Source organism: Vibrio sp. QJM3NY_21, assembly GCF_057785975.1.
Map to the genome: position 1 here is coordinate 2,931,900 of NZ_CM173513.1, position 22,585 is coordinate 2,954,484.

Annotated in this window: 17 protein-coding genes; 8 read left to right on the forward strand and 9 right to left on the reverse strand. The window is 44.9% G+C overall.

Going from position 1 to position 22,585, the window contains the following annotated elements; translation table 11 throughout:
• Positions 1-18 precede the first annotated feature (18 nt).
• The 5 genes from AC3CID_RS12890 to hrpB form a co-directional block, all read right to left on the reverse strand.
• Complete coding sequence (locus tag AC3CID_RS12890; RefSeq protein ID WP_017088701.1) at positions 19-387, reverse strand: YacL family protein; 369 nt, start codon at positions 385-387, stop codon at positions 19-21.
• 254 nt (positions 388-641) lie between these two features.
• Positions 642-3,230: a bifunctional aconitate hydratase 2/2-methylisocitrate dehydratase gene (gene acnB / locus AC3CID_RS12895; protein ID WP_488526651.1), complete on the reverse strand. Its 2,589-nt coding sequence runs from the start codon at positions 3,228-3,230 to the stop codon at positions 642-644.
• A 272-nt stretch (positions 3,231-3,502) separates the two neighbouring features.
• Positions 3,503-5,818, reverse strand: coding sequence for a patatin-like phospholipase family protein (locus tag AC3CID_RS12900; protein WP_488526652.1), 2,316 nt, complete (start codon positions 5,816-5,818; stop codon positions 3,503-3,505).
• A gap of 38 nt (positions 5,819-5,856) precedes the next feature.
• Complete coding sequence (gene mrcB, locus AC3CID_RS12905) at positions 5,857-8,256, reverse strand: penicillin-binding protein 1B (RefSeq protein WP_146454935.1); 2,400 nt, start codon at positions 8,254-8,256, stop codon at positions 5,857-5,859.
• Positions 8,253-10,691 carry an ATP-dependent helicase HrpB gene (gene hrpB / locus AC3CID_RS12910; RefSeq protein ID WP_488527295.1) on the reverse strand — a complete coding sequence of 813 codons (2,439 nt, stop codon included), beginning with the start codon at positions 10,689-10,691 and terminating at the stop codon, positions 8,253-8,255. Before hrpB ends, mrcB begins: the two co-directional genes overlap by 4 nt.
• Positions 10,692-10,785: 94 nt before the next feature.
• Between hrpB and sfsA the strand changes: the two genes are divergently transcribed.
• The 7 genes from sfsA (at position 10,786) to panC (ending at position 16,941) form a co-directional block, all read left to right on the forward strand.
• Positions 10,786-11,547, forward strand: coding sequence for a DNA/RNA nuclease SfsA (gene sfsA / locus AC3CID_RS12915; RefSeq protein WP_054547498.1), 762 nt, complete (start codon positions 10,786-10,788; stop codon positions 11,545-11,547).
• Positions 11,548-11,682: 135 nt separating this feature from the next.
• Positions 11,683-12,129: an RNA polymerase-binding protein DksA gene (gene dksA / locus AC3CID_RS12920; protein ID WP_017073117.1), complete on the forward strand. Its 447-nt coding sequence runs from the start codon at positions 11,683-11,685 to the stop codon at positions 12,127-12,129.
• A 199-nt stretch (positions 12,130-12,328) separates the two neighbouring features.
• Complete coding sequence (gene gluQRS, locus AC3CID_RS12925) at positions 12,329-13,204, forward strand: tRNA glutamyl-Q(34) synthetase GluQRS (RefSeq protein WP_114633995.1); 876 nt, start codon at positions 12,329-12,331, stop codon at positions 13,202-13,204.
• Positions 13,205-13,387: 183 nt separating this feature from the next.
• On the forward strand, positions 13,388-14,743 hold the full coding sequence (gene pcnB, locus AC3CID_RS12930) for a polynucleotide adenylyltransferase PcnB (protein ID WP_004735460.1): 1,356 nt from the start codon (positions 13,388-13,390) through the stop codon (positions 14,741-14,743).
• Positions 14,740-15,225 (forward strand): 2-amino-4-hydroxy-6-hydroxymethyldihydropteridine diphosphokinase, encoded by a 486-nt coding sequence (gene folK, locus AC3CID_RS12935; RefSeq protein ID WP_054547496.1) that lies wholly within the window; start codon positions 14,740-14,742, stop codon positions 15,223-15,225. The genes pcnB and folK overlap by 4 nt, the downstream gene beginning before the upstream one ends.
• Positions 15,226-15,247: 22 nt before the next feature.
• A complete protein-coding gene (gene panB, locus AC3CID_RS12940) occupies positions 15,248-16,042 on the forward strand; it encodes a 3-methyl-2-oxobutanoate hydroxymethyltransferase (RefSeq protein ID WP_054547495.1) in 795 nt (264 codons plus the stop codon).
• 8 nt (positions 16,043-16,050) lie between these two features.
• Positions 16,051-16,941 carry a pantoate--beta-alanine ligase gene (panC, locus tag AC3CID_RS12945; protein ID WP_054547494.1) on the forward strand — a complete coding sequence of 297 codons (891 nt, stop codon included), beginning with the start codon at positions 16,051-16,053 and terminating at the stop codon, positions 16,939-16,941.
• Positions 16,942-17,047: 106 nt separating this feature from the next.
• On the opposite strand, the gene AC3CID_RS12950 is transcribed toward panC, so the two are convergent.
• The 3 genes from AC3CID_RS12950 to AC3CID_RS12960 form a co-directional block, all read right to left on the reverse strand.
• The gene (locus tag AC3CID_RS12950; protein ID WP_004735456.1) at positions 17,048-17,818 is read right to left on the reverse strand and encodes an ABC transporter permease; all 771 of its coding nucleotides are present in this window, start codon (positions 17,816-17,818) and stop codon (positions 17,048-17,050) included.
• Between the two features lies 1 nt (position 17,819).
• Positions 17,820-18,737 carry an ABC transporter ATP-binding protein gene (locus AC3CID_RS12955; RefSeq protein ID WP_054547493.1) on the reverse strand — a complete coding sequence of 306 codons (918 nt, stop codon included), beginning with the start codon at positions 18,735-18,737 and terminating at the stop codon, positions 17,820-17,822.
• Between the two features lie 321 nt (positions 18,738-19,058).
• On the reverse strand, positions 19,059-20,690 hold the full coding sequence (locus AC3CID_RS12960; RefSeq protein WP_488527296.1) for a SulP family inorganic anion transporter: 1,632 nt from the start codon (positions 20,688-20,690) through the stop codon (positions 19,059-19,061).
• 287 nt (positions 20,691-20,977) lie between these two features.
• Between AC3CID_RS12960 and can the strand changes: the two genes are divergently transcribed.
• Positions 20,978-21,637 carry a carbonate dehydratase gene (gene can / locus AC3CID_RS12965; protein WP_004735453.1) on the forward strand — a complete coding sequence of 220 codons (660 nt, stop codon included), beginning with the start codon at positions 20,978-20,980 and terminating at the stop codon, positions 21,635-21,637.
• Between the two features lie 94 nt (positions 21,638-21,731).
• Here can and hpt read toward each other — a convergent pair whose 3' ends face one another.
• Positions 21,732-22,262, reverse strand: a complete 531-nt coding sequence (gene hpt, locus AC3CID_RS12970) for a hypoxanthine phosphoribosyltransferase (RefSeq protein ID WP_004735452.1) — start codon at positions 22,260-22,262, stop codon at positions 21,732-21,734.
• Positions 22,263-22,585: the final 323 nt, after the last annotated feature.

Consider the following 22,585-nt stretch of genomic DNA (forward strand, 5'->3'; position numbering starts at 1 on the left):
CGAGTAGAAAGTTAGACCTTAATAGCCTAGAAAGTCCATCCAGCGTTCGATAAGTCGCTCGAAATCATCGATTCCACAGCTTGCTTGGCTTTCACAGTTATAGAAGTCGAATTCACTGCCCTCTTCCATCTCTTGCTCATGCGCTAACACGTTTTCCTGAATCGTTACGTCATCTTCATTGATAGCAAGGCTGATCTCTTTGCCAAGCAGCGTCACTTCATTACTCAGATCCTGTCGAGATTGTTCAATCAACGCCATCACATGATCCAGTTTCTGCTTATCTTTCCCGATCTCTTCTTGAAGCCAGCGGCCAACAATCTCATGGCCCATGCTGCATTTCACATAGTATTCACCCATTAGAGTGTTTCTAGTAAATTCGAATTCCATAAGGCTCCAAAGTTCTAATAAAAAGAAGGTTCAATAAATAGGTAGTAGCAAAAATGAGGCGAGAGTATATAGCTAAGTCTACGAGAGATCGAGTGTGTTTAATGCTGCACTAAACCACCAAGAACAAATCACCAAGAACAAACCACCAGCAACGCGCATAAACAAAAACGCCCTCTCACAAAGAGAAGGCGTTGTATTAGCAGCGAGTGCTTTACTGCAGCGCAGTAGGCACTTTATCGCAATCCATTAACCGCTTACGCAGGCTCTTGGAAGATAACAGTGTCTGCTTTTTCCGTGTACTGACCCATTTTATGGAAATTCAGGTAACGGTATGTATCTGCAGCGGTTGCATTAATCTTCTCAGCGTACGCTAAGTACTCTTCTTTAGTTGGGATACGACCAAGAATCGCACCAACAGCAGAAAGCTCAGCAGAAGCTAGATAAACGTTCGCACCATTACCCAAACGGTTCGGGAAGTTACGAGTAGACGTCGACATAACCGTCGAAGCATCAGCAACACGAGCTTGGTTACCCATGCATAATGAACAACCCGGAGTTTCAATACGAACCCCAGCACGACCGAAGATGCCGTAGTAGCCTTCTTCTGTCAGTTGGTCTTTATCCATCTTCGTTGGCGGAGCAACCCATAGGCGAGTATTTAGTGAGCCGTTAAACTCTTCTAACATCTTACCTGCAGCGCGGAAGTGACCGATGTTGGTCATACAAGAACCGATAAACACTTCTTGAATCTCAGTGCCTTGAACGTCAGAAAGAAGACGAGCATCATCTGGATCGTTTGGTGCACATAGGATTGGCTGATCGATGTCAGCAAGGTCAATCTCGATAACATGAGCGTATTCAGCATCTGAATCAGCAGAAAGCAACTCAGGGTTCGCTAGCCACTCTTCCATTGCCGTAATACGACGCTCAATAGTACGAACATCACCGTAACCTTCAGCAATCATCCACTTAAGCATAACGACGTTCGAGTTCAGGTACTCTTCGATAGACTCTTGAGAAAGCTTAACAGTACAACCAGCAGCAGAACGCTCCGCAGATGCATCTGAAAGTTCAAATGCTTGCTCAACAGACAGGTGGTCAACACCTTCAATTTCTAGTACACGACCAGAGAATTCATTGATCTTACCGGCTTTTTCAACAGTCAGTAGGCCTTGCTTGATACCGTAAAGAGGAATTGCATGTACAAGGTCACGTAGCGTGATACCCGGCTGCATTTCGCCTTTAAAGCGAACCAAGATTGATTCTGGCATATCAAGAGGCATAACACCTGTTGCTGCAGCAAATGCTACTAAGCCAGAACCTGCAGGGAACGAGATACCTAGAGGGAAACGAGTATGTGAGTCACCACCTGTACCAACAGTATCAGGCAGAAGCATACGGTTTAGCCATGAGTGGATAACACCATCACCCGGACGAAGTGAAACACCCGCACGGTTCATGATGAAATCAGGCAGTGTATGGTGAGTGTTTACATCAACTGGTTTCGGGTATGCAGATGTGTGACAGAAAGACTGCATCACAAGATCCGCAGAGAAACCAAGACAAGCTAGATCTTTCAGCTCATCACGTGTCATAGGACCCGTAGTATCTTGAGAGCCTACTGTTGTCATTTTAGGTTCGCAGTACTGACCCGCACGCACACCTTCAACACCACACGCTTTACCTACCATCTTCTGAGCTAACGTGTAGCCTTTATCAGAAGCAGAAGGATCGATTGGTTTAGCAAACAGATCGGTTTCAGCTAGGCCTAGAGCATCACGAGCACGGCCCGTTAAGCCACGACCAATGATCAGTGGAATACGACCACCAGCACGTACTTCATCTAGAAGTACTTTGCCTAGCTCAAAGCTTGAGATATCTGCACCGTCTTTACGAACAACACCTTCATAAGGATAGATATCAATCACATCACCCATGTTCATGTCTTGTACGTTCAGCTCAATTGGTAGTGCGCCTGAGTCTTCCATTGTGTTGTAGAAGATCGGAGCAATTTTACCACCAAGACAAACACCGCCAGTACGCTTGTTCGGTACGAATGGGATATCTTCACCCATGAACCAAAGTACTGAGTTTGTCGCTGATTTACGTGAAGAACCAGTACCAACAACATCACCAACGTAAGCCAGTGGAATGCCGTCTTTTTGCATTTCTTCAATTTGAGTAATTGGACCAACGTTACCCTGCTCATCAGGAGTAATACCATCACGTTCCATCTTCAGCATCGCTTTTGCGTGTACTGGGATATCAGGACGTGACCATGCATCTGGCGCTGGAGATAAGTCATCGGTGTTCGTTTCACCAGTGACTTTAAATACTTTAACGGTAATTTTTTCCGCTACTTTGTCTTTAGCTGTAAACCACTCAGCATCAGCCCAAGATTGAAGCACTTGTTGTGCTGAAGCATTACCTGCTTTTGCTTTTTCTTCTACATCGTAGAATGCGTCAAACATCAGTAGAGTATGAGAAAGCGCTTTAACAGCGATAGGAGCAAGCCCTGCATCATCCAGCAAAGAAACTAGAGATTCGATGTTGTAACCACCTTGCATTGTGCCAAGTAGTTCCGCAGCTTTTGCTTTGCTTACTAGTGGAGATTCAACTTCACCTTTAGTGATAGCCGTTAGGAAGCCCGCTTTAACGTAAGCAGCTTCATCTACACCTGGTGGAATTCGGTTTTCTAGTAGGTCAAGAAGGTATTCTTCTTCACCTTGAGGTGGGTTCTTTAGAAGTTCAACTAGGCCAGCGACTTGCTCAGCATCTAGTGGTCTTGGAACAACTCCCTCGGCAGCACGTTCTTCGACGTGTTTACGGTAGGCTTCAAGCACGACTTTTTTCCTCTCATTGCGGTTCACTTCTTATCTTCATAATTATTAGTAAAATAAAGAAGTGAACATCCTTGGAAACTTGGCTCTCCATTGCCATTTTTGTCATTCAATTTGTATTGATGAGCGGCATCATAGAGGCCAAACTGTGGGCGGTAGAATAGCAAATTTAACGTTAAATTAAAATCTTATCATTTTGACCAACATAGCAAGTTAAGACGAAAGTCCTACGATTTTTGCCTATTTAGTCGGAAAAAGAGCTATCCCACGCATGTTTATTTGTAAGACGTTCCAATAATTAAGTAGACCGAGTCGTAATTATCTTCGGTTCTACCATAAGCCAAAATAATCGGCCCTAATGGGGAGTCGACTCCGGCAAAGACCGAACCAGCGGTGAACATTGGCGCTTCGTCAATGTTCAAATCATTATTCGACCATACACCACCATGCTCAATGGACGCACCCACGTAGAACGGTGACTTAAACAAGCCAAAATCATTTTCAAACCATTTATAGCGATAAATTAAACTGCCATATGCCAAGTTTTGCCCAATAAGACTATTTCTTGGTATTCCCGATAAATTTAAGAAGCCTCCAAGCTCCTTTGGATCAATAGGGAATACGGAATTTTTACTCTCTACCATACCAAAATCGAACTTTGCGACTAAAGTATGCTTTTCAATACTCTGCGCAGCCATGACATTAGCTGAAATCTCATAAACCGTATCGCTTTCAGAGTTAAATTCAGAATCAGCAAGAGAAGAGTCATTATCGAAATCATCATGGGAAACGAGATACTCCAGATCAACGAAATACCCTTTGGTTGGCAAACTGAAGTTATCTAAAGTATCCAATCGATAACTCATAAACCCACCAATACGTGTATATCCACCGCTACCTAAAGACGGTAACGAGGATACCTCAACATCACCATCGGTGTATCGAGCCCCCACTTTAAATTCTTGCCACAATGTTGGCTGGTAACCTAATGCCAGTTCACCAATATACTCTTGATAAGTCATTGGTAAGTAGTCTTTAGTTACGTCAAGAGTGGGCTCTTCGATATCGTCAATATTGGCGGGTAAGTTTCTCTTCTGATTGCTATAAACAAGTGATGCCGATGTAAATAACTTCTGGCTTGAGAAAAAAGGAGAATATAACTCAGCCTCGATGAGCTTATCAGTGCCCATTTCTACATTCGTTCTTAACTCTGCGCCATGCGAGTTAATATCGGTAAAGTTAGCCGACATGCCGATTGAATATTGGCTCTCGGTTGCAAAGTCATCTTCAAGATAAAATCGAAAGTTGAGGTAATTAGGACCCCACGATTTTTCATTTACATCGACCTGCAGTTGATCTTCACCGTCTACATTGTCAAATTCATAGGTGACTAGTTCAAAACGATCGAGCGCATACAGGTCTTTAACCTGAGATTCAATTTCACTGGTTTTAAGGACTTTTCCAGAATCGAGGTTCAAACGATTGGCAATCAGCTTATCTGAATAGTGGGTGTTATTATTGATAACGACCTTATCCACTACCGTTTTGTCACCATGCTTGAGCTGCTTTCGAGCTTTCTGTTTATCATCAATATAGTGTTGGTAGTCCGCATTCGAGAGCGACAACTTAGAGAGCTGATCCGTATACTGCCTTGTTGCTTCGTATCCAGCATGATAAGCCGTCGGCATTTTATCGAACTCTGTGGTCTCCATTTGCCCAACATCAGGACGTAGGAAAAAATCATCGTCTGTTAACGTAGCGGCTTGCTCTTGAGTACTGCGTTGAACAAGGTAATTAGAGAGTTGGTCTGCTGCTGCTAAAAAGTTAGTAAAGTCTTCTTTGCTTTTGTAGTTAGTACTGATATCAACGGCAATAACGATGTCGGCTCCCATTGCTCGAGCAACATCCACTGGCATGTTATTGGTGACACCACCATCAACCAGCATTCGTCCATCAACCTCATAAGGAGGAAGAGCACCGGGTACCGACATACTCGCCATCATCGCATCAACAAGATGACCATGGTCGATGACCACTTCTTCAAGATCGATAATGTCGGTTGCAACAGAGCGATATGGAATAGCGAGGTTGTCGAAAGAATCGAGTGGAGATAAGTTACCTGTGGTCTCACGCAGAATACGCAACATATTCTGGCCTTGAACCACACCTTTTCTGGCTTTGATTTCACCCCAACCTAAACCGAGGTCGGTATTCAGTTGATAACGGTCTTCATACTCTTTGTCACGCACACGGCGATCACTACGGTTAACGCGATCGCGATAGCCACGATTCCAATCCACCGTATAAATAAAGCTCTCGATCTCATCTGCGCTCATCCCTGTCGCATAAAGACCACCAACGTAAGCGCCCATACTGGTACCGGTAATGTAATCAACCGGAATTTGCATCTCTTCTAAGGCTTTAAGCACCCCAATGTGAGCCGCTCCTTTGGCCCCTCCACCAGCAAGCACGACAGCAACGGTTGGTCTTTTATGAGCTTGCTCCACCGGTGTCACAGTAGATGCAAACAGCTGAAAACTGATCACAGTACCGACAATGCCTAAGCCGCTCACAATCCAACGAGAAATCATTCTTTAAACTATCCTTGTTATTCTTTTCTTTTACGACTTTACCATTGAAAAAGCTTTTTTAGCCACTGTTTTGGTTGACTTTCACAACCCTTTTTAATGTTTCCATTCTCATCCCAAACCGGCAGTTTAACCTTACCGTCACAGTCAAACTCTAAAGCCCCTTCAGAAGTCCGAGTAAAACTTGCCGTCGTAATGCCATTCGGCCAAGGCAACAATAACTGCTCTGGAGTTCGATGTTTCAAGTAATCGGCATAGACACGTAACGCACCACTAGAGCCCGTAAGTTTAGTCGGCTTATTATCATCGCGTCCTAGCCAGATGGTAGTGACTTCACGACCATCAACACCCACGAACCAACTGTCTCGGCTGTCATTACTGGTACCCGTTTTACCGGCTAATCCTGCCCATGCAAACTGACCTTGTAGGAAACGTCCAGTACCTTCCGACACACCACGTTTCATGGCATAAGTTGTCAACCAAGCTGCTTGCTGGTCAACGCTTTGTGATACACGAGGGATCGACTGATATAAAACCTCACCATCGTTATCAACCACTGAACGAAGCGCAGACAAAGGTGCTATACGGCCAGAGTTGGTAATCGTTTGGTACATCTGCGCTACCTGAAATGGGGTCAATGAGAATGAACCCAAAAACATCGATGGCACTGGGCGAATTTCGTTTTTATCGACACCCAGTTTTCCAATCGTATCCGACACGCTATCAATACCTAACTGCATGCCCAAGCGAACCGTTGGTACGTTATAAGACTTAGAAAGCGCCACATACAAAGGCACCTCTCCGCGAAACTTGCGATCGAAGTTTCTTGGGCTCCATACGCTGCCTTTACTGCCTTTCAAGCTTAGTGGAGTATCCATCAAGGTTGTCGCCAATGTGTACTTCTGGGGTTGCTCTAATGCGGTTAAGTAGATTGCTGGTTTAACCAAAGAACCAATAGGACGACTCGCATTCAAGGCTCGATTGAAACCATCGTAGCCAGTGCGTTTACCACCGACCATCGCACGAATTTCACCAGTATTTCTATCCACTGCAATAGCAGCAGCCTCTAGCTTGTTACCTGCAGTTTTAGATAAATCAGGCACCTTACGAGCAATCGATGTCTCTAGCTTGTCTTGAGAAACAGGATCCAGAGAGGTAAATACTCGAATGCCTTTCTGTGCTTCAAATCGATCACCGACATATCTCTTAAGCTCAATATTGACTTGCTGGAAGTAAGCGGGCTGACGGCTCGCAATGCGTGGGTTATCTTGAATATCCAAGTCTCGGCTTGCGGCTTCTTCGTACTGTTTCGGCGTCAATATGTCTTGTTGCATCAGCAAACGTAGAACCAAATCTCGTCGAGTCTTAGCTCGCTCAGGGTAACGAACCGGGTTGTAATACGAAGGTCCTTTGACCATACCGACCAGCAGTGCTAGTTGGTCGATTCGGAGTTCTTGAATCGGTTGCCCGAAATACAAGCGAGATGCTAATCCAAAGCCATGAATCGCTTGCCCACCATTTTGCCCAAGATAAACCTCGTTTAAGTAGGCTTCTAAGATGCGGTCTTTGCTGTAACGATGATCCAAAATAAGTGCAATATAGGCTTCGCGAACCTTACGCCATAATGTGCGCTCGCTAGATAAGAACAGGTTTTTTGCCAACTGTTGCGTCAACGTACTACCACCTTGTACGGTTCGCCCTGCTTTTACATTGACCACCATCGCACGAGCGATTGCCAGTGGCGATACCCCATCGTGCTGATAGAAATTTCGGTCTTCGGTTGCCAGCAATGCATCAACCATCACCTCTGGGAACTGATTACGTTTTAAGAACAGACGCTGCTCATCGCTACTTTTTTCAAGCATGCCAAGCATTTTTGGTTCAACACGCAGATACCCCATGTCGCCTTTCTTCTCTAGCGACTGAATACGAGTTAACTCGTTACCGTTGAAATGCAGCATCACATGACGATCCGCTTCCGGTCCATCGACAAACTCGAACGGGCGACGAATCATTTCAATCTTGGTTGAGGAAGAAGAGTATTCGCCAGGGTGACGAGGAGCGTTCACCTTACGATAATTGAGTACATCCAGCTCATTCTTAACCTGCACCAAACTCACCTGAGTTCCCGGAGACAGGTCCAGCACTCGCGCATAAACCACGGTTGGCAAATCAAACAGCTGACCTTCAAAACGTTGCTTGACCACAGAATCAAGATAAATACCGACGAACAACAGCAATGCGGCGAGCGCTAGGCCCACTTTCCAAGAAATGCCCCACAGGATCTTCAACCAACCTCTCTTACCTGACGACTTAGCTTTAGGTTTAGTCTTTTTCGCTGCTGCTCTTGGCTTTCTAGGCTTGGCTTTGGTCGCTGGTGACTTCTTTGCTGGCGCTTTTTTAGGTGGTGCTTTTTTTGGCGTTAACATTTTGGTCATCATCGATTCAACTGTCGTTTAGTTTTAGTGGTTGCTACATGATTAGCAGGGTCATCTGGCCAAGGATGTTTTGGGTAACGGCCTTTCATTTCTTTTTGTACTTCTTTGTAGGCGCCAGCCCAAAAGCCAGCTAAATCTTGAGTAATTTGTAGTGGTCGTTGTGCTGGAGAAAGTAGCTCAAGCACCACTTTTTTACGCCCTTGCGCAATTAATGGCGAGTCTCGTTCACCAAAGACTTCCTGCATTCGTACTGAGATCATTGGCTCAGACTGATACTGGTAGCGAATTGCTTTTTTACTGCCCGTCGGCATCAGATAGTCAGAAGGCAGCCATTGATCAATTTCTTGATTCAACGGCCAACCAAGGTATGCCGACAGTGCTTGTTCAATCGATACATTCGACAGCCCTTTGGCAGACTTAATGCCATTCAGATATGGTGATAACCACTCATCAAGATGTTCAATCAAACTCGCGTCATCCATCGCAGGCCAATCATGCTCAGGCATCCAAAGCTCTGCACAGCGTACACGCTCAACAAACTGTTTAGCCGAAGGGGTCCAATGTAAGCGATCCAGTCCGCATCGAGCGATATAATTGAGTAGCGCTTTGCTCGCCTGATTCACATCAGGCTCTGGTAAAGCTTTGGTGCTGATAATCAACTTACCCAAAGACACTCGCTGCTCTGCCACTAAGCGGCCACGTTTCTCATCCCAATCGGCGTAATCTGAACGCACAAACAGTTTTGGGAATTCAGCTTCTAGCTGCGAAATATCAACGGCAGTGGCTAAGAAAATCTGGCTGGCTCGCCCTGTGCTACGCATCAAATCAATCACTACGATATAGTCATTGTTCGCCAATGGATCATCGTCACGAACCTCTGCCCCGTGGCCATTAGCAAGAAGGAAAGCACTGCTGGTTGCGCTTCTCACTTGTGCAATTCGGTCTGGGAAGGCAAAACAAAGCACTAATGGTAGCAATGATTCGTCAAGTTGTGACAAATCTAAGTGATGATTGAGTTTACTTGCGAGGCTTTTTGCGCGTTGCATTACAACACTGTTTTTCGAGTGTTTTCTTTGCTTAAGGCGATGCAATGAATGCTGAATATCCGTCACATTGCGCTCAGGCTCTTCAAGTAAAGCAGCAGCAACAATCGAGATGTTCAGTAGTTCTTGGCTACTTTGCTGCGCTTTAATTAGCATACTGGCGATACGAGGTTCAAGTCCTAAGCGTTGAGCCTGTTTTCCTAGTGCCGTAAATTGACCATTACCGTCTAACAGTTCCAGGTTTTGTAAGAGTTGCTTGGCTTGTTCTGTTGAAGCTTTCGGTGGAGTGTCTAACCATTGCAATTCATCAGCACTTGCGGCTCCCCATTGTGTCAATTCAGACACCAACGAAGACAAATCAGAATGAAGAATCTCAGGTTCTGGCACAGCAGGTTGCTGCATCAACTGTGTTTCGCTGTACAAACGAACACACAGGCCCTCTTCAATTCGCCCAGCACGACCTGCTCTTTGTTCAGCAGAAGACTGCGAGATTTTCACTTGCTCAAGCTTAGTAATACCGGTTTTCAGATCGAACTTCGCCACACGCTCAAGCCCGGAATCGACCACCAGTCGAATACCTTCAATGGTCAAAGAAGTCTCAGCAATATTGGTCGCTAACACCACCTTTCGACGCCCTTTCTCTGATGGCGCGATCGCTTTCTGCTGTTGAGGAAAACTGAGTTGTCCATACAGAGGACACACATCGATATCGCTGGCGAGTTGTTCCAGTTGAGATTCGACTTGCTTAATCGCCGAGACACCCGGCAAGAAAGCCAAAAGTGAGCCTGACTGTTTCTCCATCAGAGAACGAATCACGCTGGCCATCTTAGGGGCTAAATATTCATTCGAGCCTAATGGCTGATAACGGAAGTCGACCGGGAAAGTTCGCCCTTGTGATTCAACATACTTGGCATCAGGCAACAAAGATTGCAAAGCTTGTTGATCTAACGTCGCCGACATTACAATCACTTTTAGATCATCACGCAGTGCTTCTTGGATCTCTAAGCTAAAGGCCAGCGCGGTATCTGCATGGATACTGCGCTCATGAAACTCATCAAAGATCACCATATCAACCCCAGTCAATTCAGGGTCGGTCTGGATCATTCTCGTCATAATCCCTTCGGTTACGATTTCCAAGCGAGTCGCACTGCTGGTTTTAGATTCACCACGAACTCTAAAACCTATGCTCTCTCCCACTTTTTCTCCCAATTGGCTGGCTAAGTAAGTTGCGATATTCCTTGCCGCCAAACGCCTCGGCTCAAGCATAATGATTTTGCCTTGAACTGCGTTGGTCTTAACTAACTGTAATGGGAAGAATGTTGACTTACCCGCACCGGGAGCAGCCTTTAGAATAAGTTGAGTGTGTGTTTCTATGCCAGCGAGCAGATCTGGCATCACAGCTTCTATGGGCAGTTGTGGCAATGGGAGAACCTTGTGGTGTAATGTTGGCAACATTGTACATAAAAACCTACCTGTCTAAATAAGTAATATGCACTTCAATCCTCCATTAGAGCCAGCGACTCTTATTAAACGCTATAAACGTTTTCTCACTGACATCCAACTTCCAGACGGCAGCGAACGTACTATTCATTGCGCTAACACTGGAGCAATGACGGGATGTGCGACCCCTGGCAATACGGTGTGGTACTCAACATCCGATAATGCAAAAAGAAAATACCCAAACAGCTGGGAGATCTCAGAAACAGACAAAGGTCACCGTATTTGTGTAAATACTGCGCGAGCAAACCAGTTGGCAGTGGAAGCAATTGAAAATAATACTATAGTTGAACTCTTAGGCTATAACGCGTTACGAACCGAAGTGAAATATGGCAGTGAGAATAGTCGAATTGATATTCTGCTTGAAGATAACGAAAAGCCACCTTGCTATATCGAAGTAAAAAGCGTCACTTTGCTCGATGAACAACAAACGTCCACTAAGCAACAAATATCAACTAAACAACAAGCGTCAACCAAAGGGCAAGGCTTTTTCCCTGACGCGGTCACCACCAGAGGCCAGAAACATCTGCGTGAACTCACAGAAATGGTCGAATCTGGAAATAGAGCCGTACTTTTATTCACTGTTTTGCATTCAGGTATTGAAAAAGTGTCTGCGGCACACCATATAGACGCCAAATATTCGTTATTACTAAAACAAGCACAAGACGCTGGTGTTGAAGTGCTTTGCTATAAAGCAGAGCTCAGCAGTACTCAAATACAACTAAAACAAGCTGTTGAATTTATCAATAGCTAAGCAAAAATGCTGAACTATTCACATTGATTGCAAGTTTGAGCAAGAGTATTTGCCACCATTCGTTCTTTCTGCTATAGATACCCGCCTTAAAATTAGCTGCTTTGCAGTTGACTAGGTGTAAATAGGAGATGCTGTATGCCAGAATCTAAGAAAAAAGCGCTAGGCATCCTAGCCATCGCAGGTGTTGAACCGTACCAAGCAAAACCAGGTGAAGAATACATGTCACCTGAGCAAACGGAACATTTTACAAAAATTTTAGCAGCTTGGCGCAACCAGCTCAGGGAAGAAGTTGATCGTACTGTGCACCACATGCAGGACGAAGCAGCAAATTTCCCAGACCCAGTTGACCGTGCTTCTCAAGAAGAAGAATTCAGCCTAGAGTTACGTAACCGTGACCGTGAGCGCCGTCTTATCAAGAAAATTGAGAAGACACTAGACAAGATCGAAGAAGACGATTTCGGCTTCTGTGACTCTTGCGGTGTCGAGATTGGCATTCGTCGTCTTGAAGCTCGTCCAACTGCTGACCTTTGTATTGACTGTAAAACACTTGCAGAGATCAAAGAGAAACAGATGCAAGGTTAATTCTTGCGGATGTAAAGAAAGGGAGCTTTGGCTCCCTTTTTTGTTTGTTATCCAAGCTGGATATTTCAAGATTTTGATAGCAAATCAACAGCTTTAGCTTGTTTTTACGTATTAATACGATGACTAAACGAACCAAAGCAATAGATAAACGTCTTAAGAATCGGCTACTGCGGTACCATCAAGATTAGGTTTTTCACTTATGAATTATATCGGGCGCTTTGCACCATCACCGTCAGGTCCTCTTCATTTTGGATCACTGGTTGCTGCTCTTGGTAGCTACTTTCAAGCGAAATCGAACCAAGGACAATGGTTAGTTCGCATGGAAGACCTCGATCCACCAAGAGAAATGGCCGGCGCTGCAGACCTCATTCTTAAGACGCTTGAGGCTTACCACCTATTTTGGGATGACGAAGTCGTTTATCAAAGCCAACGTCATGGCTTGTATCAAGCTCAAATCGATCAATGGGTCGCTGACAATCAAGCCTACTACTGCCAATGCACACGCAAGCAGATAAAGTCTCTGGGTGGGTTTTATAATGGTCACTGCCGAAACGCAGGTTTGATTGATTCAGGCGAACAAGCCGTGCGCTTGTGCATGGACTTTCCAGTCGAGTCTTTTGACGATGTTCGTCACGGCACGATTCAAATCCCTAAAGCATTGGCTGAAGAAGATTTTATTATCAAACGCAGAGATGGATTGTTTGCCTATAACTTGGCGGTTGTCCTTGATGACATCGAGCAAGGGGTAACAGAAGTCGTAAGAGGCGCTGACCTGATAGAGCCTACAGGTCGACAAATCAGTTTGTATAAGACACTCAAGCAAAAAACCGTGAGTTACTTGCACTTACCATTGGCAACCGATGGCTTGGGGAATAAACTGTCAAAACAGAACCATGCCACCGCGATCGATCTCGACAACCCAAAACCAACGCTGCTCGACGCTATGCGATTCTTAGGTTTTGGTATCCCGCATGCCCTCTGTGAGGCTTCAATGGATGAGATTTTGTTATGGGGAACTCAGCAATGGAACGTCAGCCAGTTACCTGATAGTTTACAAAAAGAGCACAGCGATTAGCTCAAAACTAACGGTAAATAGCAAAAACGACACATAAAAATGCCATAACCAACTGCAGTGGTTAAGCAGACGATGTTCTCAAATGGCTCGCGCTAAGCTATCATTAGCCGCAATTAAACTCTGCACTACCACTTTGGACTAAGAGAAAAACAAAGTTGGCGATACCTACTTTGTTCTAAACTAATGAATACAAACGACAATACCCCAAGCGAACAACGCGGATTCCACGAATTAGCTCTGAATATATATACTCGTCAAGAGCACAATATTTCACGCAAGCAGATCAGCGACAACGCACTAAAAGTGCTATATCGCCTGAATGGTGCGGGTTTTGACGCATTTCTAGTCGGTGGTGGTGTTCGCGATATCTTATTAGGCTCACAGCCAAAAGATTTTGATATTGCGACCAACGCAACACCAGAACAAATCAAAAACCTCTTCAGAAACTGTCGCCTTATCGGTCGCCGTTTCCGCTTAGCACATATCATGTTTGGTCGTGACATCATTGAAGTGGCAACTTTCCGTGGCCACCACCAAGAGCCATCGAAAAACGTTTCTGCGCAATCTGATGAAGGCATGTTGCTACGCGATAACGTGTACGGCAATGTTGATGAAGATGCAGAGCGTCGTGACTTCACTATTAATGCGATGTACTACAACATTGCAGACTACAGCATTCACGATTACGCGGGTGGTGTGGAAGATTTAGAAGACAAGCTGATCCGCTTAATTGGCGATCCAGAAACTCGCTACCGTGAAGACCCGGTACGTATGCTTCGCGCAATGCGTTTCGCCGCTAAACTGGATTTCGATATTGAAGAAGACACAGCAGACCCTATCGAAGAGCTGGCACACCTGCTAAAAGATATCCCAGCAGCGCGCCTTTACGAAGAGTCTCTGAAATTACTTCAATCAGGTCACGGTTTAGAAACCTATCACCTAATGCGTGAATACAACCTGTTCCAACAGATGTTCCCTGCAATTGCAGAGCACTTCACTGAAGGTTACGACTCTCATACAGAGCAGATGCTTGACTTAGTACTCGACTCAACCGACCTTCGCATAGAAGATGGCAAGCGAGTAAACCCTGCATTTATGTTTGCAGCGATTCTTTGGTACCCAATGAACAAGCTCGCAGACAAGCTTGTCGCTGAACAGGGTATGGCGCATTACGATGCGATCATGGAAGCGAGCAACATCATTCTTGACCAGCAAGTTAAGTCTATTGCTATTCCTCGTCGTCACACGGCGACCGTTCGTGAAGTTTGGCAACTGCAATTGCGACTGCCTCGTCGTAACGGTAAACGTGCCGTTCGTCTTATGGAACTGAATAAGTTCCGTGCTGGTTACGACTTCCTAGAAATGCGTGGCGAGATTGAGGGTGGCGAAACCAAAGAACTAGCAAAATGGTGGGAGCGTTATCAGACCGCAGGCCGCAACATGCGTCAAGCGATGGCTAACGACGTTGCAGCACCATCAAAATCTGGCCATCGTCGCCGTAAGACTTACCGAAATAAAAAGAGTAAGCAGTCCGAATGATAACGGCTTATATTGCGGTCGGCAGCAACCTTGCCGACCCAGTTAGCCAAGCAAACTTGGCTATCGAAACGCTAAAAAGCCTACCGCGATCAACGTTTGTTGCGACCTCTCAGCTATATAGTAGCACTCCAATGGGGCCGCAAAACCAACCTGACTACATCAACGCGGTAGTAGCAATCCAAACCGAATTAACGCCAATTGAACTACTTGATTGCACTCAAAAGATCGAGCTAGAGCAAGGGCGTGTCCGTAAAGACGAGCGTTGGGGGCCAAGAACCTTGGATCTCGACATTGTGTTATACGGCAATGAGGTGATCGATTCAGAGCGCTTAATCGTTCCTCATTACGGAATGAAAGAACGAGAGTTTGTACTTTACCCGCTTGCTGAAATCGCACCAAGTTTACAACTCCCTGATGGGACTGAGCTGACAGAACTACTCAAAATAGTTGATAAGAACGGGCTCAATGTTTGGCAACAATAGCCAAGCGCATTAAGGAAAACCAATGAAAAAAGTAACCATTAACGACCTGATCAAATGCAAAAGTGAAGGCCGTAAATTCGCGACGTCGACAGCTTATGATGCGAGCTTTGCTCAGTTATTCGAAAGCCAAGAAATGCCAGTTCTGCTTGTCGGTGACTCACTGGGTATGGTTCTACAAGGCCATAACGACACATTACCAGTAACCGTTGAAGACATTGCTTACCATACTCGCTCAGTGCGTGCAGGTAGCCCAAACTGTCTTCTTATGGCTGACATGCCTTTCATGAGCTACGCAACGCCAGAGCAAGCCTGTGAGAGCGCAGCAACATTGATGCGTGCTGGTGCGAACATGGTAAAAATCGAAGGCGGAAGCTGGTTGGTTGATACTGTGAAGATGCTAACAGAACGTGCAGTACCAGTATGTGCACATTTAGGCTTAACGCCTCAGTCTGTGAACATTTTTGGTGGTTACAAAGTACAAGGTCGTGACGACGAGCAAGCCGACAAAATGGTTGCTGACGCTCTAGCACTACAAAACGCAGGTGCTCAAATCGTTCTCCTTGAATGTGTACCCGCTTCATTGGCAAAACGAATTACAGAAGCTTGTGACGTACCCGTTATCGGTATCGGCGCAGGTAATGTTACCGATGGTCAGATCCTGGTTATGCATGACATGTTCGGTATTTCTGCGAACTACATGCCGAAATTCTCTAAGAATTTCCTAGCTGAAACAGGTGATATGCGTAAAGCCGTCGCTCTATACAAAGAAGAAGTAGAGAGCGCTCGTTTCCCTGATGATGCTCATACAATCGCTTAGGAGTAACTATGCAAACTTTTGCTGAAATAGCGGCTCTTCGTGAGCAGATTAAACAGTTTAAGCGTGATGGACGTACGGTTGCTTTTGTCCCGACAATGGGAAACCTGCATGAAGGTCACCTGACTCTGGTCAAGAAAGCTCGTGAACTGGCGGACATTGTTGTGGTAAGCATCTTTGTTAACCCGATGCAGTTTGATCGTACCGATGACTTGAACAACTACCCTCGTACGTTAGAAGCTGATTTAAGTAAGTTAACAGCCGAAGGTGTTGAGCTCGTGTTTACACCGACACCAGAAGTCATGTACCCAGATGGATTAGATAAACAGACGTTTGTTGAAGTTCCAGGCATATCTCACATGCTTGAAGGCGCGTCTCGTCCAGGTCACTTCCGCGGCGTATCAACGATTGTCACTAAACTGTTTAATATCGTTCAGCCAAACTTTGCATGCTTCGGTGAGAAAGACTTTCAGCAACTTGCTGTTATTCGCCAGATGACAACAGATTTAGCGTTAGACATTGAAGTTGTCGGCGTAGCGACTGTTCGTGAAATGGATGGCTTGGCAATGAGCTCTCGCAATAGCAACCTAACGATTGACGAGCGTCAACGAGCTCCTGTTCTAGCGCGTACTATGCGTTGGGTCAGCAGCGCAATTCGTGGCGGTCGTGATGACTACGCATCTGTTATTGAAGATGCGACAGACCAGCTACGCGCAGCTGACTTACAACCAGATGAGATCTTTATCTGTGATGCGAAAACGCTGCAAGCGATCACATCAGAAACGACTCAAGCTGTGATTCTGATGTCAGCTTTCCTAGGTAAGACGCGTCTTATCGATAACCAAGTTCTAGATTTGGTTACGGAAACAAAAGAAGAATTAAAAGAAGAAACGGCTGAATAGTCGGCTTCTGCTTTTAACGCAAAACAAGAACACCAAACGAAAAACATAAAAAAGGTCGATGTTATATCGACCTTTTTCTTTACCTGTTGCTTAGATTAACCAAAGGTTAGCTACGTAAGCCAATCCCCTTAGTCACTAGGTAGTGTGCAACGCCATACAGCGCTACGATAAACACACCCAATACACCAAACGACGTTACAATACCCACATCAGACACTCCCAAGAAGCCATATCTGAACGCGTTAACCATGTACACAATTGGGTTCAGTTTCGACACACCTTGCCAAAATTCAGGTAATAGACTAATCGAGTAAAACACACCACCAAGGTACGTCAGCGGTGTCAAGATAAAGGTCGGGATAATAGAGATATCGTCAAACGTGCGTGCAAATACAGCGTTGATTAAACCACCCAGAGCAAACACAACCGACGTTAGAAATACTGTCGCAATAATCACGCCCCAATGGTCAACTTGCAGGTCGACAAAGAAAAGCGATACGAATGTGACTATGGTACCCACTAACAAGCCACGCACCACACCGCCCATTACGAAACCGGCAATAATCACGTAGTTAGGAACTGGCGCGACAAGCAACTCTTCAATGTTCTTCTGGAATTTGGCACTAAAAAACGACGAAGCAACGTTGGAATATGAGTTAGTGATCACCGACATCATGATCAGGCCGGGAACAATGTATTCCATGTAGCTAAAGCCGTTCATTTCACCAATACGCGCACCAATCAAGTTGCCAAATATGATGAAATACAGCGTCATGGTAATCGCTGGCGGGACAAGCGTTTGCACCCAGATACGAGTAAAGCGATTGATCTCTTTGGTCAACAAGCTACAGAAAGCGGTCCAATATAGGCTGTACATATTATTTACTCCCCTCACGGACAATACTCACAAATAGCTCTTCTAAACGGTTTGCTTTGTTACGCATAGAGAGGACTTTCACCTGCTGTTCACTCAATTGAGCAAAAATGGTATTCAAACCTAGGTTCTTGTCGATTTCGATTTCTAGCGAACCATTAACCATCACTTGGCTATTCACACCTTCAAGTTTAGGTTCAGTCACGCCCTCTTCAAGATCAAGAATAAAGGTCTCTGCACTCAACTTACCCAGCAGCGACTTCATTGTTGTATTCTCGATCAGCTCACCACGGTTGATAATACCAATGTTACGACACAACATTTCCGCTTCTTCTAGGTAGTGTGTAGTCAAGATAATGGTAATACCCTGCTTCTCATTGATCTCTTTCAGGAACCCCCACATTGAACGGCGCAATTCAATATCAACGCCCGCCGTTGGCTCATCAAGAATCAACAAATGAGGCTCATGCATCAGTGCACGTGCGATCATCAAACGACGCTTCATACCACCAGACAAGTTACGTGCACGTTCGCTACGCTTTTCCCACAAATCGAGCTGAGATAAGTATTTTTTCGCTCGCTCTTTCGCCAGTGCTTTTGGCACACCGTAATAACCCGCTTGTTGCAGCACGATCTGCTCAACGGTTTCGAACGGGTTAAAGTTAAACTCTTGCGGCACTAGACCTAAGTTCTGTTTCGCCAACTCCAGATCGGTATCAATGTCGTAGCCGAACACTTTAACCTTGCCTGAAGTTTTGTTAACCAGTGAAGAGATAACACCAATGGTGGTTGATTTACCTGCGCCATTTGGACCAAGCAGAGCGTAAAAATCGCCTTTTTCTACTTGTAAACTAACGCCTTTAAGAGCCTCAAAGCCCCCTGCATAAGTTTTTCTTAATTGCTCAATTTCTAATGCATACATAGAGATAGACTGCCATTTGCTATAGATAAGATGTTGATGACCGAGCTTGAGGAAGAGAGTAATGCTTAAAACGAGCTAGCAGAAAACTAACCCAAACTTGTTTACTCGGCCATTTTGCAAACAAGTCTATCGTTGATTAACGATTAATACAAATACCGAGTGAGGGTTTCTTTCGAAAGCGAACAAGAATATTAGCTACGTAAAGACCAGTTCAGTGTTCAGTAAACATAAAAATGCCGTTAAGTTAATAACTTAACGGCATTAATCACCAATACTAGATTTGGCATCTATAACTGATTCATGTCAGATTATTACTGAAAATTAGACTGACTCAAATTGATGTTCACCTCTATCAACATAGCTTGTTGCAGCTGTCAGAGCTTCATACCTGAATCGGTAAGTGTTAGATTCCGGCACAAGATCAAGCACGTGGAATTTCTCTAGCTGCTGACGAGTATTCTCATTCGGACACAACAAGTACACTTCACACTGCGCATCCAACGCATCTTTAATCGCATTTTCTAGTGCAAGCCCAACCGTCACATCAATCATCGGCACATCTGTTAGATCTAGAATCATCGCTTCGTAATCAGAGATACTAGAGTGCTGACGTGAAATCGCCTTTGAAACACTGAAGATCATCGGCCCAGAAAGGTAAAAGAACAGCACTTTACCATTGGCACTATCCAGTAGCTGACGTTCGCTATCGGTCAATGGGATATCATCTTCATCATCACCATCACTGATCGCCTTAACTTGTCTGGCTTGCTCTCGGCTCAATCTTTCAATAATCAGGATGTTCGATATAAAGACACCAAGACCAACAGCAATAATCAAGTCCACGAATACAGTCAACAGCATCACGCCGTACATTACACCCATGCCGGCATAACTCACTTTGTGTGCTCGCTGGATAAAGCTCCAGTCAAGAATATTGAAACCAACATACATCGCAATGCCAGCCAATACCGCCATAGGGATCGGTTCGGTTAAGCCACCAGCAACCAATACCACCAATGCCAAAACTAAGGCTCGAATAACACCAGAAAGTGGAGAACGAGCACCCACCTGAATATTGGTTACGGTACCCATGGTTGCGCCCGCACCAGGTAGCGCACCAAACAGACCAGAGATCATATTCGCGATGCCTTGGCCACGAAGTTCTTTATCTGAATCATGTTCTTTACGAGTCAGTGAATCTCCGATAACCGCAGTCAGAAGCGTATCAATGCAACCCAACGTACCCAGCACCAAGGCGTCGATAACCATGGTCGTAAATTGTTCAGAACTGATTGTCGGAATAACGAGAGAGGGCAAACCCGCGGGGATCTCACCGATACGGCGGATAGAGTCGGTATCAAAAATAATGACGGATAAAAGGGTGACAGCAACCAAAGCAACCAGTTGAGCGGGCACATACTTACGATATTTAGCCGGAAAACCAAACAAAATACCGAGTGTTAATGCCCCTAAAAACAGTTCGCTTATTTTCAGATGGGCTAACGTATCAGGCAATGCGGAAAGCGTGCCCATCACCCCGCCAGATGGAGCCGCATGTCCTAACAATGGTGATAGCTGCAAGATAATCAGAATAACGCCGATACCCGACATAAACCCAGAAATCACGCTATATGGCATCAAAGTAACGTATTTTCCGAGCTTTAAGGTGCCAAGTAATATCTGAAAAGCACCCGCCATCATGACCACGGTAAAGGTCATTGCCATTCCGGTTTCAGGGTACTTAGCCACCATGCTCGTCATCACAGCCGTCATGATCACCGTCATTGGTCCGGTAGGTTCTGATATCAGACTGCTCGAACCGCCAAACAACGCCGCAAATAGACCGACCATGATGGCGCCCCAAAGGCCAGCTTCCGCGCCCGCACCAGACGCAACACCAAATGCCAACGCTAAAGGCAATGAGATGATGGCTGTGGTGACACCGCCAAACATGTCTCCTTTGAGACTGATATCCGCAAAACGACTTCCAAACAAAACACACCTTCCTGATGATGAAAATGACAAACCTTATCACTTTAACAAATGAGTTAATCAGACAGAAAGTGTTAATTCAATCACATTATTCATGACTTATAACCAGATGGTAGTTTCTGTGCTAAGTTAATGATCTTAACGACTAGAACACGTCAGATGAGTACGTGTTGACGCAGTTTTTACGGGATTGAATTTGTAACATTGTGTATAGTTACAATTCTTAATGAAGGGATGTAAGACGCAAAATGCCAGAGATTAAACAGCTTTTTGAAAACAACTCTAAATGGTCTGAAGAAATTCGATCTCAAAGACCTGAGTATTTTACAACGCTTGAAGAAGGGCAAAGCCCTGGCTTTCTATGGATTGGCTGCTCTGATAGCCGAGTACCGGCCGAGCGTCTCACTGGTTTGTATTCTGGCGAACTGTTTGTTCATCGAAATGTAGCAAACCAAGTGGTTCATACCGATCTCAACTGCTTATCCGTTGTGCAATACGCCGTTGACGTACTCAAAGTTAAACACATCATTGTATGCGGTCACTATGGTTGTGGTGGTGTTAATGCAGCGATTGATAACCCTAAACTTGGCCTTATCAACAACTGGCTACTCCACATTCGCGATAACTACCTTAAGTACCGTAAGCAAATTGAATCTCTACCTCGTGAACAATGGGGTGACAAGTTGTGCGAAATTAACGTTGCAGAGCAAGTCTACAACCTTGGTAACTCAACCATCATGCAAACCGCATGGGAACGTGGACAAGATATTGAAATCCACGGCGTAGTTTATGGTATTGGTAACGGCAAACTACAAGACCTTGGCGTTCGTTGTTCAAGTAATGACACGTTAGAAAATAGCCACTTAGAAGCGCTTGAAAAAATCCTATCGTCTCCCACTCTTGGTTAACCTTTAACGTATAACCCGTTGATATAAGAAAAAATAGATATAAGAAAGGCTCGTATTGTGCGAGCCTTTTTTGTTTTTCTTCATAGAGCAGTGATTACTCTTGAGGTACTACTTTACCGATGTACGGTAGGTGACGATATTTTTGTGCGTAGTCGATACCAACACCAACAACGAACTCATCAGGAATCTCAAAACCAATCCACTTTGTATCGACAATCACTTCGCGGCGAGAAGGCTTGTCTAATAACGTACAGATTTCGATAGATTTAGGGCCACGTAGGCTCAAAATCTCTTTCACTTTAGTCAGTGTGTTACCTGTATCGATAATGTCTTCTACAAGCAGAACATCTTTACCTTGGATATCATCATCAAGGTCTTTCAAAATACGAACGTCACGTGAGCTTTCCATGCCGTTGCCGTAGCTAGACGCGGTCATGAAATCAACTTGGTGAGTTAAATCGATAGCACGAGCAAGATCCGCCATAAAGACAAAAGATCCACGTAATAAGCCAACTAAAACGAGATCTTCACTGCCTTTGTAGTGCTCCGTGATCTGCTTGCCTAATACGTTCACTCGATCCTGAACTTCTTGCTCAGAGATCATGACTTCAACTGTATGCTTCATACTGCTCTCATTTTATTTGGTGATTGCGACGAATGTTGACAGTTTCGTCAGTTGTGTCGCTCAATTTTGTGGGTAAGTCTAGCACTGCTCAAATACCCACACCACCTTATGGTTCTAATTTACTGTGAGATTCTCAATTAAATGTGCGCTGATGCCCTATCCAATACTCGCTTCCTTTCACATCAATCCTGATCACGCTTTATGGATCTAGTTTGATGTAACTGCCTATAAAACAAGCTCAAAGGATTGACCATTCGCATATGCACCATTACACTCATCTTGGCTTAAATAATAATAAAATCATTAATATAAAAATTTCGTTG

What these genes read in the sequence shown, in the direction of transcription:
- panB (WP_054547495.1), top strand. Translation starts at nt 15,248, where the DNA reads ATGAAAAAAGTAACCATTAACGACCTGATCAAATGCAAAAGTGAAGGC.
- AC3CID_RS12950 (WP_004735456.1), bottom strand. Translation starts at nt 17,818, where the DNA reads ATGTACAGCCTATATTGGACCGCTTTCTGTAGCTTGTTGACCAAAGAG.
- panC (WP_054547494.1), top strand. Translation starts at nt 16,051, where the DNA reads ATGCAAACTTTTGCTGAAATAGCGGCTCTTCGTGAGCAGATTAAACAG.
- sfsA (WP_054547498.1), top strand. Translation starts at nt 10,786, where the DNA reads ATGCACTTCAATCCTCCATTAGAGCCAGCGACTCTTATTAAACGCTAT.
- can (WP_004735453.1), top strand. Translation starts at nt 20,978, where the DNA reads ATGCCAGAGATTAAACAGCTTTTTGAAAACAACTCTAAATGGTCTGAA.
- AC3CID_RS12900 (WP_488526652.1), bottom strand. Translation starts at nt 5,818, where the DNA reads ATGATTTCTCGTTGGATTGTGAGCGGCTTAGGCATTGTCGGTACTGTG.
- AC3CID_RS12960 (WP_488527296.1), bottom strand. Translation starts at nt 20,690, where the DNA reads ATGTTTGGCGGTGTCACCACAGCCATCATCTCATTGCCTTTAGCGTTG.
- AC3CID_RS12955 (WP_054547493.1), bottom strand. Translation starts at nt 18,737, where the DNA reads ATGTATGCATTAGAAATTGAGCAATTAAGAAAAACTTATGCAGGGGGC.
- pcnB (WP_004735460.1), top strand. Translation starts at nt 13,388, where the DNA reads ATGAATACAAACGACAATACCCCAAGCGAACAACGCGGATTCCACGAA.
- gluQRS (WP_114633995.1), top strand. Translation starts at nt 12,329, where the DNA reads ATGAATTATATCGGGCGCTTTGCACCATCACCGTCAGGTCCTCTTCAT.
- hpt (WP_004735452.1), bottom strand. Translation starts at nt 22,262, where the DNA reads ATGAAGCATACAGTTGAAGTCATGATCTCTGAGCAAGAAGTTCAGGAT.
- dksA (WP_017073117.1), top strand. Translation starts at nt 11,683, where the DNA reads ATGCCAGAATCTAAGAAAAAAGCGCTAGGCATCCTAGCCATCGCAGGT.
- hrpB (WP_488527295.1), bottom strand. Translation starts at nt 10,691, where the DNA reads ATGCCAGATCTGCTCGCTGGCATAGAAACACACACTCAACTTATTCTA.
- mrcB (WP_146454935.1), bottom strand. Translation starts at nt 8,256, where the DNA reads ATGATGACCAAAATGTTAACGCCAAAAAAAGCACCACCTAAAAAAGCG.
- folK (WP_054547496.1), top strand. Translation starts at nt 14,740, where the DNA reads ATGATAACGGCTTATATTGCGGTCGGCAGCAACCTTGCCGACCCAGTT.
- AC3CID_RS12890 (WP_017088701.1), bottom strand. Translation starts at nt 387, where the DNA reads ATGGAATTCGAATTTACTAGAAACACTCTAATGGGTGAATACTATGTG.